Source organism: Moorena sp. SIO3E8 (genome assembly GCF_010692445.1).
In the GTDB taxonomy this organism is placed as follows: Bacteria; Cyanobacteriota; Cyanobacteriia; order Cyanobacteriales; family Coleofasciculaceae; genus Moorena; species Moorena bouillonii.
In genome coordinates, this window is the sequence record NZ_JAAHHM010000007.1 from 26,817 (window position 1) to 40,825 (window position 14,009).

Here is a 14,009-nt window from a genome sequence, read left to right on the forward strand (position 1 = left end):
TAGGTAATTATTTCTGCAATCGCTGCTTATCAAGTTATAGCTTTAGGAGATAGGTATGAGTTGTGCCTTACGCTAGTGCCCCTTGGGTAGATTCCCTTGGAAAATCAGAAAGCTGATGGCTGATCATAAAATCACCAATAAAGCCCTATTATGCCCAGGACAAAAGCATCTACATTCTAGAAGCCTTGGTCAGAAAAGATTTCAAGCTTAATAAGTAAAAGTACTTATTTAATTAATTTCATATCCACTAGGCATTCCAAAATAAGATGCATTGACCCTGCTATTATGTCCTAGATAAACAAAACTTTTCCATCCAATTCAATTCGGTATCAGGAACAGTAAAACCATGGAAGCAGCAATATTTTTATATGATGGAGACTGCGGTTTTTGTAATGCCACTGTTCTGTTTCTTCTAGAAAGAACAAAGCTGACATCATTACTGTTTTGTCCTCTCCAATCAAAATATGCAGAGAGTTTCTTCGCTGAGCATGGGTATCAGCCCCCTGATCTAACCACTGCATATCTCTTTTATAATGGCCGTCTTTATCAAAAGAGTTCAGCGGTTCTGATGGCAATTACCTTAGCAGAAGGACCGGTTAGGAATCTAGGGATATTTTTGGCTATTCCCCCATTTATTCGAGATGGTGTGTACAATTTTATTTCTTCAGTACGTAAACAGATAGAGCTAGGCCAAAGTAGTTGTCGGTTATTGACCCCTCAAGAGCGCAAAAGGTTTCTGTTACTATGAGTCAGTATTATAGTTAGTACCTTAGGTTGTTACTGGCTTCTAAACTCCTACCCCCATTTACTTTGAAAGCCTCTCATCTCCATACTTAAACTTACCCTAGGATGATTTTACCTGGAGGAGCAAGAAAGATTATAAAAGTTATTTAGGGGCACTATAAATTAAATATAGCAATCCTAAATGATCTGTGAATACAGATAGGGGTAAAATACTGATAATATCATAGGGAGTTATAGATAAATCAACTGTTTAAAACCTATTTAGAGATGCTATAACTTCCTCAAACAAAACCTTTAATAACAACCATTTTATACATGTCATATCAAAAACCTAAAATAGTAATCATCGGGGCTGGTTTTGCCGGATTGAGAGCGGTCAAAAATTTGGCCAGAGTCAATGCAGAAGTTTTATTGATAGATCGCAACAACTATCATACCTTTGTGCCTTTACTGTATCAAGTAGCTACTGGTTTTATTCCCCCAGAATCGGTAGCCTATCCATTGCGAAAATTCTTGCGACACGCTCCTAATACCAGTTTTTTGAAAGCAGAAGTTTTAGAAATAGACTTTGCCGCTAAACTTGTAAAAACTGATCAAAAAAATATTAATTATGACTATTTGATCATAGCTACGGGGAGTCAAACTAAGTTTCTCGGTGTAGATGGCGCACCTAAATACACCTATCCCTTGCAAACTCTTGATGATGCAGTAGCCCTACGAGATCGCATTTTGAGTAATTGTGAACAGGCTATTAGTTGTACTGACGAGGAAAGACGAAAACAACTACTTACGTTTACAATTGTCGGTGGCGGTGCGACAGGGGTAGAGTTGGCAGGAGCTTTAATTGAGTTAATTACAGATACCTTAGCTAAAGACTATCGGGAACTTGATTTAAAAGAAGTAAAAGTAATCTTAATTCATTCAGGAAATAGATTGCTTGCTGATTTTCCCGATCATTTAGGAGACTACACTGAGCAAGCGCTATGCCGTCGGGGAGTTCAAATTCATTTTAACACTCGTGTTAGTTCGGTCATGCCTGGAGCCATTGAATTAGAAGAAGGTTCCATAATTGAAACAGGCACTATTATTTGGGCTGTAGGAGTAAAAGCTAATCTTCCTGTAGAGTCTGACAAGTTAGCTACAGCTAGGAAAGATCAAGTTTGTGTGCGCTCAACTTTGCAATTATTAGAACATCCAGAAGTCTATGCTGTGGGAGATGTTGCCTATGTTAAGCAAGACGACAAACCACTTTTAGGGATTGCACCTGAAGCTTTACAGCAAGGAACGGCAGTCGCTAGTAATCTCAAACGACAGTTTGGAGGATTATCTCTCAAACCTTTTAATTATTTCAATAAGGGAACAGCAGCAATTATTGCTCGCAATGCAGGAGTTGCTTATCTGTTTGGCAGAATTTCCTTAAAAGGCTGGTTAGCTTGGCTGTTATGGTTAGGTATCCATTTATATTATCTTCCCGGTTTATCAAATCGTTTAACTGTTTTGGGTAGTTGGATTAGAGATTATCTGACAGGAGAACGCAACGTACGCCAAATTTTCTCTGTGTCTACCTCTAGCAAACTAACTTTTTCCGACATACGGTAACCAGGGTAAACGCATCTTGTTGGATAACCAGGCATAGTTATGAATAAACCCTGCCTTGTTTTGATGTCTTGATACAAAGCATGCATCAAGACAAGGCAAATAAAAAAACTTGTTGGTTGCTAGGATATAATAAAATACCTAACAGTTCTGTTTAGTTGTTTTTGATTTTAAGGGCCTCCCCTAAGGAATGCTTAGCAACGGAACTGACCCAAGGAGTCTGGACTTACGTAAAAGCCTTTGTCCTTAAAGTCAGAAAACATTGGACATACTGAACCAGAACCACCTGCGGTCTCATACATTTCTTCATTAGAACAGCCTTCTGTTAAACACTCTGAAGCATAGCTTTCGTAGAGGTCTTGTAATTCACCGTTACTACATCCTTCATTGTTGCACTCCTCATTCCAGTTTGCAAAAGCAGCTGGAGTGAGCGCAAAGAAGCCTACCATTAAGAAGACCATTCCAAAAATGAAAATGTCAGAGAATATCCGCTTTAGACCACCAAAAAATTCGTTATTCATTGTTACTGTCTCCTTTAGAGATAAATTGCTATTATTCCCAGAAAGTTATCATAAACAATCTAGGATTCCTGTACCATGGTTGGCCAAAAAATATCCTAGTATTTTGACGAATCTAGACTAATTTTTTAGCTACCATGGTTAGCCTACAGTATTTTTTTTCTGCGGTCAAGATAGGTCTATTTTTTTGTAAAATTTCTTAACTTTATGGTGTATTAAAGAAGCTATAAGCTAGACTGAATCAGGATTATAGGGAATAACAATAAATGACAAGAACAAATGAACTCCTTGACAAAGGGACCTGAGGGGGTGACATGAGCCCTAACAAGCTTAGTATATAAGGCTTTGATGGGAATAAACTCATGGAATATAAAGTCCCAAATTAACCCTCAATTCATTGTCTTGATGCAGTCGCTCATGGGGGAAACCACGGCAGTTGCTCATGGGGGTAACCCCGATGAGCAACTGCATCGCTAAGTAACTTATGGGCTGAAATTATTACCCAGTAATGATTTCAGCTTGCATGTCACCCCCCCAAACCTAGGATACTATCAAAACATTCCCACTTTACTGTCAATTAACTCTGAAGGTAACTCTTCAAGAAACTGAGAAGGGTTAGCTGGTTCCCGATTCCCATAAAAGCGTCGCTCATGAGCATGGGACAAAAACAGTTGTTCCTGAGCGCGAGTAATCCCTACATAACACAAACGCCGCTCTTCCTCCAACGCTACAGGATCTCTGAGACTACGACTGTGAGGAAACAGTCCTTGCTCTAGGCCGACTAGAAAGACAATGGGAAATTCTAGTCCTTTAGCAGAATGAAGGGTCATTAAAGAAACTGCTTTTTTTCCCTCTTCCAGGTTATCCATGTCAGAGGCTAGAGAAGCATTAGCAAGAAACCCTTCTAAGGTGGTTTCTTCGTTTTCTTCTTGAAATTGCAGGACTGCATTAAACAATTCCACAATATTTTCCAATCGATTCTCAGCTTCTTCAGTGCCTTTGTTTCTCAAATCGCCAATATAACCAGACTCCTCCATAATCCCTTTGAGAATCTCTAATGCTGAGAGGTCTTCCAATTGCTGCTGCCATTGAGACATAAGCTGAGCAAATTTCTTTACTGCTTTAGCTGACCGTCCAGCAAATGTATGAACTGAGGTCTCATCACTGATAATTTCCCACAGAGGAACTCCTAATTCTTGGGCAGCTGCAACCAGATTGTTAATGGTAGTTTGTCCAATTCCTCGTCGAGGAGTATTGATAATGCGCAATAGACTAACAGTGTCGGATGGGTTTGCGATCGCTCTGAGGTAAGCCAGAGCATCTTTAATTTCTTTACGGTCATAGAACTTTAAGCCACCAACTACAGTATAGAGAATATCCGCTCTAATCAAGACATCTTCAAAGGCACGGGATTGAGCATTAGTACGATAAAGAATAGCAAAACTGCCACCATCCAGTTCTGGATTTTGTCGTTTTAGCTGGATAATTTTACTGACTACAAACTGAGCTTCTTCCAATTCGTCATCAGCGCTATAAAAATAAATTTTTTCCCCGACACCCCGTGTTGCTCGCAGAACTTTATCAATTCGCTGGGTATTATTTTCGATCAGGTGGTTAGCAGCTTGAAGAATATTTTCCCTAGAGCGATAGTTTTCTTCTAGCTTGACCATAGTGCGAGTATCTTGATCCGGTAAACCGTCACCAAAGTCTTGCTGAAAACCCAGAAGGATAGTGAAGTCTGCCATTCGGAAACTGTAGATAGAGTTATGAGTAAGCAATCCATCGCTAAAGTAGACATGGTGCTTCTCTACCTCTAGGCTATACACCAAGCCATTGTATTCCTGACGCTGAATCCTAATCGGTTTCCAAGCCACTGTTTTGCCACCCTGATAGACGGCTATATCCATCAGTTCTGGTAATAAGTTAATCGCTGCTAGCTCGATAGTACTTTTACCCCGTCCCCCTTGATAGGCAATGTCAGGGCGGTAAATGGGGTAGTTTGGGTCGAGTCCAAAGTCTTGAAGACAGGAAATCCCCCGTTCTGGTAACACATCACCCAGTGCATTAAATAACTGCTCCAGCATCTGACGGGTGTACTCAGTGGCACCATTAATTGGTTCAAACGGGGCAGTGGGAATACCATAGCGAGCGGCAATATAAGAGACTTTGAAGGAAGCTTCTGTCCGATTGTCGGTTGTCATCAGAATCCAGGCGGCATCTGCTTTCTCAACCCTGGCTCGATAGCCTAACTGAAATCCACCATCGCTTTTAAATAGCTTGCACCATCCGACTCGGTACCACTGACCTCGGCGGATTAGGTAGACAACATGAGTCTTTTCCTTAGCTTGCTGATTCCACCGGATTGGCCATCGATGGTTTGGTGTGGAGCGAGTAGTTTGGCTATCAACCGTTACCTCAATCAGATTGCCACTAAAAGGACGACTGGCTTTGTTGAAACGATAACCTTCGACTCTGCCAACTACTGCGGAAGAATGAGGGTTATAGCTGACTAACCGATGTTGATTTGGGTCTAGTGCTTCGATGGGAACATATCCTTCAGTAGTGAGTACCTGAGTACCTGGTGGCTGACACTGGTCTGCATCCCCTACTACAAAAACTGAGCGATTCTGCCAATCCCACTGACTCTTTTGAGTTTCTCCCTTGGTAGTTAACAAGCGAATCAGTTCATACTGAATCCGATTGGTATCTTGATATTCATCCACTAAAATGTGATAAAATTGCTGATGCCAGTAGCTTAAGACCGACTCATTCTGTTGGAATAGCCTCATTGGCACTAAGATGAGGTCATCAAAGTCCAAAGCATTGTTAGCAGCTAACTGTTCTTGGTAGTGACTATAGACATCAGCAATCACTCGTCCCCGGAAATTGGACTGTTCTCGCTCAAATTCCTGGGGAGATAAACCGCGATTTTTGGCATTGCTGATACCATAGCGCACAGAACGGGGGTTAAATTTGTGGTCATCAAGATTTAAGGTTTGAGTGACAATGCTTTTAACCAGGGTCTGGGCATCGGATTCGTCAAAGATGGAAAAGTTCCGATTCCACTTCCGTCCCTGCTCATCTTGATATTTATTGATATCAAACCGGAGAATCCGAGCAAATAGACTGTGGAAGGTGCCAATCCACAACGGTTTGGTGATTGTTCTGTAAACACGCGATCGCAACTGGGTTTGTTGGTCTTCTGGCAGAAGCTCCAACCGTTGACCATACTTCTGTTCCGCCAGCTGCTGAGCAAATATTTGCTCAATCCGCCCTTTCATTTCCCGTGCGGCTTTGTTAGTGAACGTCACCGCCAAGATATTTTCTGGTGAGACCTTGTGTTTGAGAATCAGATTAGCAATACGATAGGTCAAGGCTCGGGTTTTGCCAGACCCTGCACCAGCAACGACTAACAACGGACCGCAAAAATGTTCAACGGCTTGAAGTTGGGAAGGGTTGAGGTGGCTCAGGAAATCAGGGGTTGTACTCATAGGGGCGGATAAAATGCGATCGCAGATCTATCTAGATCTATTTATCTTATAGCTGAGGCTATTCTAATGTTTAGTTTTTCCACTGTAATTCTAAAAATCCCATGATCTAGCAGCGCTCAATAGTCCATGAACACTTTCCCGATTCCCGATTCCCGATTCCCGATTCCCTACTCCCTACTCCCTACTCCCTACTCCCTACTCCCTACTCCCTACTCCCTACTCCCTACTCCCGATTCCCGATTCTTGACTGATGGTTTACACACGCCCCCTCGCTCGCTTAATTGAAGAGCTACAACGCCTGCCTGGAGTTGGTCCAAAGACTGCCCAACGACTAGCCCTTCATATCCTCAAGCGTCCAACACCGGAAGTCAAAGCCCTAGCGCAAGCGTTGGTGGAAGCCAAACAACAAGTTGGTTTTTGTAGAGTATGCTTTCACTTGTCTGCTGAACCGGTCTGCCAAATTTGCCGCAATTCCAACCGGGACCAGAAGACTATCTGTGTAGTTGCCGACTCAAGGGATGTGATTGCCATCGAAAAAACCCGCGAGTACCGAGGCCAATACCACGTTCTGGGAGGAGTGATCTCCCCTATGGATGGCATTGGTCCAGAACAACTCCATATCCAGCAACTTGTACAACGAGTCAGCCAGAAAACGATTCAAGAAGTCATTTTAGCCATCAATCCCAGTGTAGAAGGGGAGACAACCACACTATATATAGGTCAACTGATCAGGCCGTTTACCAAAGTGACTCGAATTGCCTTTGGTTTACCCATGGGGGGAGACCTAGAATATGCAGATGAAGTCACCCTAGCTAGAGCCTTAGAAGGACGCCGTGAGTTGGAGTGACATACTCCCACACTGGCCTATCGGTTCAGTGTGGGCTTCTTACCAACTCCACCTACTGGTTCGGATACTCGGTAAGCTTTATTAACGATACGGGATGCCCCTCCGCACCGGAACAATACAACTCGTTCTATTTTTTTAGGCACGCAGGTGGCGGTTAGCTCTTAATTTGTCTTCCCTGCTATGTTCATTATAGACGATCTCAAAATATTAAAGACCCTGTCCGCGATTCATCTGACACTCATGGAGTAGCATTGAGATGTGAGGCATAAGAGCGGATGAAGCTAAGAATTAGTAAAGGATGAAGTATCAAGTATGACTTGATACTTCATCCTTTACTAAACTACTTCAACTTTTGCTTAATAAACGTCACCAGCTGACCTAACTGTTTCTTCAAGGCATCAATTTCCTTCTGCATTTTGGCAACCTTTGCCTTCAACTGTGCAATTTCTTGAGCTGATGCGACGGAGGACTGATCGGTAGCTGCACTAACTGTTGGTGGTGCAGTTGCTGGTCGCTTCTTAGCCTTTTGCATAGATTCTTTGATAGCGTCCGTCAACTGCTTTTTATTAAAAGGCTTTTCAATAAAGGAAAAATACTTAAAAGGTTCTTTAATTTTAGCAGTTACCTCTTCTTTTCTTCCTGACATTAATACTAGAGGAATTTTTTGTAATTTAGGCTCATTTTGAAGTTTCTCAAAAATCTCAAATCCACTCATTTTTGGCAGGATAAAATCTAACATTATAAAGTTAGGGTCTTCCTGGTAAATTAAATTAATTCCCTCCACCCCATCTTTAGCTTCGAGGACTTCAAAACCCGGAGGTAACATCTCTTTGACACGCTTGCGGATTACCGTACTATCATCGATTACCAGGATTTTATGACTTGCCACGACTGACTCCTTTCCAAGGTAGTTTGAGGTAATTTTAAAAAAACAAATGTTGAATGAAGCGACTGTCGCCGACTCCAGAGGCTAATGTGGACACCCTAACTTATGTTCAGGGGAGTGCCAGTTTGCAAGAGCGATGATCGACAAGTCACGACCTACCCAACTAAGATAACTCAGCCCTATCAATCTATAGCCATACCCAGATAAAAAGCTGTGGCAGATGTCACAACCTATCCCTACTTAGTGCCATTCTAGGGTAAGACCCTACACCCGTTCAGGGTGAAGGGGTGTTGAGGCTGCCCCGTTGGAATACGAACGCGCCCCGCGTGGCCTACGGCCAATAGCATTCCGATGCAAAGTACTTGGTATGCTTCAGTTATGATTAACCAGTTCCTATCACGGCCTAAATTTACCCTAGACTAGGTCACCACACACCCTAACCAGGGACTGATTGCTCGGTATAATCAAAACAACTTAACTGCCAATCTTTTCTTTCGACAACCAACGAGGCAAAGTAACCCGGCACAGGGGTTAGACCAGCGATAGACCAACGGTAAACTGCCTGAGGGTCTTTGTTGATGCTCAGCAAGGCAGTCGGTTCAGCTGGATTTACAGAAACTTCGACCTGTTCCAAGCCAGCTAGTCCTTCACCAATCGCTTTGAGATAGGCTTCCTTACTGGTCCATCCCTGGAAAAATGCCTTGTGCTTTTGCTCCTCAGACACAGAACAAATCACGGCATACTCTTGGGGGGAAAAGAAACGTTGAGCGAGTTGCTCAGCATCTGGCATTGGTCGCAGATATTCTAGGTCAACGCCAATCCGCTGATCCTGGGTAATAGCATACAGAATTAGTCCATGAGAGTGAGATACATTAAAACGGAGTCTTTTGCCCCCACAAGTTTCCTTGAGTGCTGGCTTGCCCCGCTTTCCATAACAAAACTCCACTTGGCATGGGTTCATGCCCAAATAGCGACCCAAGATTTGGCGCAGAAGACCCCGACCTGCTATAAAATGCTTCCGATCCCGCTCAAAGTAAAATCGCTCAGCTCTTTGGTGCTCGTCCTCAGAAAGAGTGGTTGCCAATTTCTCAATCAATACTCCACTCAGCTCCAACTGCGCACGCCAGAGATGGACATCATGGTTCAATAGTTGTAAATCTGTTGGGGGAATTAGCCACACTGGGGTCATGGTTCAATAAAAACTCATAAACATTAGTAGTTTCACAGGTATACCCAATAGTCAAATTTCATAAATTTAATGATTTTTACAGATACTTAACAAGTTGGCTTAGTATTAAAGTTAATGTAAAGATGTTAAGCTTCCATGAGCTTTCCCAATAAATTTAAATTCTTGTTCCTTAGTTACTCCAAAGAACCTCAAACCCGTAAAATAGATCAGCTTTGTATAGGGAATAGATAGAGCCTATGAGTTTTATCCCATCTCCATCTAATCAAGAATCAACCTTCCCAGCTACTTCTGACCTGTTTCTGCGCCATCGACTTAAAATTGTAGAGGATTTGTGGGAATCTGTTCTCCTATCTGAATGTGGTCAGGAACTCGTTGATTTACTCAAGCAACTGCGGGAATTGTGTTCTCCAGAAGGACAAGCGACTGAAGATCCTCAATCCTCAGTTGCTGATTTAATCCAACAGCTTGACCTTAACGAGGCTATCCGGGCATCACGAGCGTTTGCTCTTTACTTTCAGCTGATCAATATTGTCGAACAACATTATGAACAGCGAAATCAACAACTCTCAAGACGCCGCTCTTACCGAAGAAGCACTGAACCTGAGTTAAGCCCCTTCGGCCAAGGTATTTTAACAAAAAATGGTAATTCCTCTTTCTCAACTGTTGTAACTGTTGACAAAGAGGTGGAAATAGGCAATGAGGTTACTCAACCAGGGGGTGCCGTTACCAATGTTATCGAAAAGAGCCACCAGGAAAACCAAGGATCCGAAAGAAAATTAGGGCTACTGGATTGGTTATTTCCCCACTTACACAAGCAGAATGTGCCACCAGGTCAAATTCAGCGGCTGATTGACAATCTTGATATTCGCTTGGTTTTCACAGCTCACCCCACAGAAATCGTTCGTCGTACCATTCGGGGTAAACAGCGACGGATGGCTAAGATTCTGGAACAATTAGACCAAGCGGAGCAAACCTATGGTACCTTAGGAATCACTTCGTCCTGGGAGGTGACTGAATGTAGCCAAAAGCTCATGGAAGAAATTCGCCTCTGGTGGCGCACCGATGAGCTACATCAGTTTAAGCCAGGAGTACTTGATGAAGTAGATTACACTCTTCACTACTTCCAAGAAGTACTGTTTGATACTATACCCCAATTGTATAGTCGCTTCAAGCAAGCCTTAAAGGGTTCATTCCCCTGGCTTAACCCACCAGCTAAGAACTTCTTTAATTTTGGCTCTTGGGTAGGGTCAGACCGGGATGGTAATCCTTTTGTGACTCCCCAAATTACCTGGCAAACTGCCTGCTATCAACGAGATTTGGTGCTGGGTAAATATATAGGTGAGGTTAAGAATCTGACCGAATTATTAAGTCTGTCCTTGCACTGGTGTGATGTGCTACCGGAACTGTTAGACTCTCTAGAACAAGACCGCTCTCAATTGCCAGAGGTTTACGAACAGCTCGCCATTCGCTATCGGCAAGAACCCTATCGACTTAAACTGACCTACGTTAAGCAAAAACTGGAAAACACCCGTGAGCGAAACCAACAGCTTGCCAATGGTATGCCTGTACCAGATGAGATGGCTAATGGTAAAAGCTGGAGTTTTTACCGCTCTGGAGAAGAATTCTTGGCAGAACTAAAGCTGATTGAGAGTAATCTGGTGGAAACCGGGTTGAACTGTCGTGAGTTAGACAATTTAATCGGTCAGGTGGAAATTTATGGCTTTTACCTGGCTCACCTAGATATTCGCCAGGAAAGTTCTCGCCACTCAGAAGCCCTCAGTGAAATTGCTGAGTACCTGCAAGTTTTGCCTAAGCCCTACAACTTGCTATCGGAATCCGAAGCATGCTTGTGGTTAACCGCTGAGTTGCGAACCCGACGTCCATTAATCCCAACAGAACTGCCATTTTCGGAAAAAACCTGCGAGACTATCGAAACCTTCCGGATGGTGCGGCAACTGCAACAAGAGTTTGGTCCCCAAATCTGCCAAACCTACATCATCAGCATGAGTCATACGGCCAGCGATTTGTTAGAAGTCCTCTTGTTGGCGAAGGAAGCTGGTCTGTATGACCCAGCCACTGGTCAAAGTACCATTCGCGTAGTGCCACTGTTTGAAACAGTCGAAGACCTCAAGCGTGCTCCAGCAGTAATGAAATCCCTGTTTGAGCTACCCTTGTATCGTGCTAGTTTGGCTGGTGGATATCAACAGTTGCAGGTTAGCCCATTAAACCTAACCTACTCGAATGCCAAAGGCGAACAACCAAATAAGTTACCATCCTCAAACGCCAAAGCTGAACAACCAAATAATCTTCAAGCTTTAACCTCTCCTAACTTACAAGAGGTAATGCTCGGCTACTCCGACAGTAACAAAGATTCTGGCTTCCTCAGTAGCAACTGGGAAATCCACAAAGCTCAGAAAGCCTTAGAGCACGTGGCCCAAGAGTACGGTATTGTTTTACGGATCTTCCATGGTCGTGGTGGTTCAGTCGGTCGTGGTGGTGGTCCATCTTATGAAGCTATCCTGGCGCAACCGGGTCGCAGTATCAATGGCCGAATCAAAATTACCGAACAGGGGGAAGTCCTTGCTTCTAGGTACTCTCTTCCAGGACTAGCGCTCTATCATCTCGAAACAATAGCGACAGCAGTGATTCAAGCTAGCTTACTCAATAATGGCTTTGATGATATCCAGCCCTGGAATGAAATTATGGAGGAGTTAGCTCAGACCTCCCGTACCCATTACCGAGCTCTGATTCACGAGCAACCAGATCTGGTAGATTTCTTCCATCAAGTGACACCGATTCAAGAAATTAGCCAGTTGCAAATTAGTTCTCGACCTGCACGGCGTAAATCAGGGAAGAAGGATTTAAGCAGTCTGCGGGCAATTCCTTGGGTCTTTAGCTGGACTCAAAGCCGCTTCTTGCTACCGAGCTGGTACGGTGTTGGCACTGCACTACAAAGCTTTGTCGATCAGGATCCAGAGGAGAATATCAACCTATTGCGCTGTTTCTACTCAAAATGGCCCTTCTTCAAAATGGTTATTTCCAAAGTAGAGATGACCTTAGCCAAGGTGGATTTACAAATTGCTCACCACTATCTCAAGGAACTTTCAAACCCTGAAGACCTGGAACGCTTCGAGCATTTGTTTGAGCAAATTGCTAAGGAATTTAACCTTACCTGCAATTTAGTCCTGACGATCACAGGACACCAAACACTGCTAGATGGCGACCCAAATTTACAACGGTCTGTACAGTTGCGTAATGGTACCATCGTTCCCTTAGGATTTTTACAGGTATCTTTGCTCAAACGTCTGCGTCAACATAGCAACCAGGTAACATTGGGTGTGGTTCAATCCCGGTATAGTAAGGGAGAGTTACTACGAGGAGCCTTATTGACGATCAACGGTATTGCTGCTGGCATGCGTAATACTGGCTGACCTGTAAAGAATGGAAAGTGAAGGATGAAGGATGAAGGATGAAAAACGAACCAATGGCGAAGTTATTCACTGTTAGTCTTTTTTTGTCCGGAATCCTTGTAATTGCCAATTTAGCCTAATGATTAAATAGATGTTCAACTCTGTTGATATCCTTGTGGCGCTGTCTGGCTTGCATCCTTTGTTTCCATTTTCTAATCGCGATCGCCGTTTTTTCTGTAGGAGGTGTATACTTCTGACTTTTCCCGGTGTTTTGCTTTGCCTGTCGTTGGTTTTGATTAGCTTGAGGTTGAATAACTAGAAACTCGGCAAGATTCTCTTGAAGTGATTTATTCTCCAAAGCCCTTAGGATCGCTCTTGCGTTTGAATAACGCTCTTTGAGGGAAATAGCCAGCATTCTGTTGAGAATATTAGCAAAGGAATCACTCAATTCCAATGCTTTGCCCCACTTCAGTTCACCAGTTTGGCGCTCGCTCTGAAATGGTAGGGGGGCTTTTCCAGTGAGTAGGTAAAGACAGGTAACCCCTAGGGAATAAATATCACTGCTATACACGGGTCGTAGGCTAAACTGTTCCGGTGGTGCAAATCCTACAGTACCGATGAAATGGGTAGTTGGGTTTTTTACACTGCTATCTGATGCTTGGGCAATTAACTCCTTAACTGCCCCAAAATCAATTAGTACCAACCGACCATCATGAGAAAGAATAATATTCTGAGGTTTGATATCACGATGTATTACCCCATGGTCATGGATGTACTGCAATAACGGTAGTATGTCTCGCAGAAAATCTTTAACGGCTCCTGGGGATAAGCAACCAGAACGCCTCACCAACCGAGCTAGGGTAATGCCTCGAATGTACTCTTGAACCAAGTAGAATTCTCCATCGTCTACGAAATAATCGAGCAGCATGGGGATCTGGGGGTGAGTCCCCAGTTTGTTCAAAATTTTTGCCTCTCTCTCAAACCGCTGACGAGCGTTATGTAATGCTTTTGGATCACTGAATTTGGGACGAAGTTGCTTGATGACACAAAACGGCTGACCCGGTAAGGATGTATCTTTGGCTAAAAAGGTGACACCGAAACCACCTCGACCAATCATCCGTAACACTTCATAGCGATCGCGAAATAGCTGCTTTTTGCCACAAAGTTGACCTAACTCGGTATTCTTTAAGACATCACTGTGAAAAGAAGATAGCTTGACTTGCGGGAAATTCATTTATTTTTATATAGAAGGAGTAGCCATCAGCACCGATATGCTTTTAGTTTAGGCGTAAATATACGGGTTTGGCAGAATTATTCAGAGAGAAAAA

General features: G+C 43.3%; 10 protein-coding genes. 5 read left to right on the plus strand and 5 right to left on the minus strand.

The features are described from left to right. The first annotated feature begins 346 nt into the window (after nt 1-346). Together F6K46_RS04970 and F6K46_RS04975 are read left to right on the plus strand one after the other, a co-directional pair. A complete protein-coding gene (locus F6K46_RS04970) occupies nt 347-748 on the plus strand; it encodes a DCC1-like thiol-disulfide oxidoreductase family protein (protein ID WP_293053306.1) in 402 nt (133 codons plus the stop codon). A 311-nt stretch (nt 749-1,059) separates the two neighbouring features. Continuing rightward, nucleotides 1,060-2,343: an NAD(P)/FAD-dependent oxidoreductase gene (locus tag F6K46_RS04975; RefSeq protein WP_293053304.1), complete on the plus strand. Its 1,284-nt coding sequence runs from the start codon at nt 1,060-1,062 to the stop codon at nt 2,341-2,343. A 191-nt stretch (nt 2,344-2,534) separates the two neighbouring features. Here F6K46_RS04975 and F6K46_RS04980 read toward each other — a convergent pair whose 3' ends face one another. Both F6K46_RS04980 and F6K46_RS04985 read right to left on the minus strand, forming a co-directional pair. Continuing rightward, nucleotides 2,535-2,861: a hypothetical protein gene (locus F6K46_RS04980; RefSeq protein ID WP_293053302.1), complete on the minus strand. Its 327-nt coding sequence runs from the start codon at nt 2,859-2,861 to the stop codon at nt 2,535-2,537. A gap of 548 nt (nt 2,862-3,409) precedes the next feature. Beyond that, a complete protein-coding gene (locus tag F6K46_RS04985; protein WP_293053298.1) occupies nt 3,410-6,349 on the minus strand; it encodes a UvrD-helicase domain-containing protein in 2,940 nt (979 codons plus the stop codon). Between the two features lie 126 nt (nt 6,350-6,475). On the opposite strand from F6K46_RS04985, the gene F6K46_RS04990 reads away from it, so the two are divergent. Next, a complete protein-coding gene (locus F6K46_RS04990) occupies nt 6,476-6,634 on the plus strand; it encodes a hypothetical protein (RefSeq protein WP_293053296.1) in 159 nt (52 codons plus the stop codon). After that, nucleotides 6,600-7,196: a recombination mediator RecR gene (gene recR, locus F6K46_RS04995; protein ID WP_070396891.1), complete on the plus strand. Its 597-nt coding sequence runs from the start codon at nt 6,600-6,602 to the stop codon at nt 7,194-7,196. The genes F6K46_RS04990 and recR overlap by 35 nt, the downstream gene beginning before the upstream one ends. Before the next feature lie 340 nt (nt 7,197-7,536). Here recR and F6K46_RS05000 read toward each other — a convergent pair whose 3' ends face one another. Then, a complete protein-coding gene (locus F6K46_RS05000; protein ID WP_293053293.1) occupies nt 7,537-8,085 on the minus strand; it encodes a response regulator in 549 nt (182 codons plus the stop codon). 433 nt (nt 8,086-8,518) lie between these two features. Next, nucleotides 8,519-9,271: a 4'-phosphopantetheinyl transferase superfamily protein gene (locus F6K46_RS05005; RefSeq protein ID WP_293053290.1), complete on the minus strand. Its 753-nt coding sequence runs from the start codon at nt 9,269-9,271 to the stop codon at nt 8,519-8,521. Between the two features lie 236 nt (nt 9,272-9,507). Here F6K46_RS05005 and F6K46_RS05010 point away from each other — a divergent pair, with 236 nt between their 5' ends. Next, on the plus strand, nt 9,508-12,702 hold the full coding sequence (locus F6K46_RS05010; RefSeq protein ID WP_293053287.1) for a phosphoenolpyruvate carboxylase: 3,195 nt from the start codon (nt 9,508-9,510) through the stop codon (nt 12,700-12,702). Between the two features lie 115 nt (nt 12,703-12,817). Here F6K46_RS05010 and F6K46_RS05015 read toward each other — a convergent pair whose 3' ends face one another. Next, a complete protein-coding gene (locus F6K46_RS05015; protein WP_293053284.1) occupies nt 12,818-13,915 on the minus strand; it encodes a serine/threonine-protein kinase in 1,098 nt (365 codons plus the stop codon). Nucleotides 13,916-14,009 lie beyond the last annotated feature (94 nt).

What these genes read in the sequence shown, in the direction of transcription:
- F6K46_RS04970 (WP_293053306.1), top strand. Translation starts at nt 347, where the DNA reads ATGGAAGCAGCAATATTTTTATATGATGGAGACTGCGGTTTTTGTAAT.
- F6K46_RS04975 (WP_293053304.1), top strand. Translation starts at nt 1,060, where the DNA reads ATGTCATATCAAAAACCTAAAATAGTAATCATCGGGGCTGGTTTTGCC.
- F6K46_RS04980 (WP_293053302.1), bottom strand. Translation starts at nt 2,861, where the DNA reads ATGAATAACGAATTTTTTGGTGGTCTAAAGCGGATATTCTCTGACATT.
- F6K46_RS04985 (WP_293053298.1), bottom strand. Translation starts at nt 6,349, where the DNA reads ATGAGTACAACCCCTGATTTCCTGAGCCACCTCAACCCTTCCCAACTT.
- F6K46_RS04990 (WP_293053296.1), top strand. Translation starts at nt 6,476, where the DNA reads ATGAACACTTTCCCGATTCCCGATTCCCGATTCCCGATTCCCTACTCC.
- recR (WP_070396891.1), top strand. Translation starts at nt 6,600, where the DNA reads ATGGTTTACACACGCCCCCTCGCTCGCTTAATTGAAGAGCTACAACGC.
- F6K46_RS05005 (WP_293053290.1), bottom strand. Translation starts at nt 9,271, where the DNA reads ATGACCCCAGTGTGGCTAATTCCCCCAACAGATTTACAACTATTGAAC.
- F6K46_RS05010 (WP_293053287.1), top strand. Translation starts at nt 9,508, where the DNA reads ATGAGTTTTATCCCATCTCCATCTAATCAAGAATCAACCTTCCCAGCT.
- F6K46_RS05015 (WP_293053284.1), bottom strand. Translation starts at nt 13,915, where the DNA reads ATGAATTTCCCGCAAGTCAAGCTATCTTCTTTTCACAGTGATGTCTTA.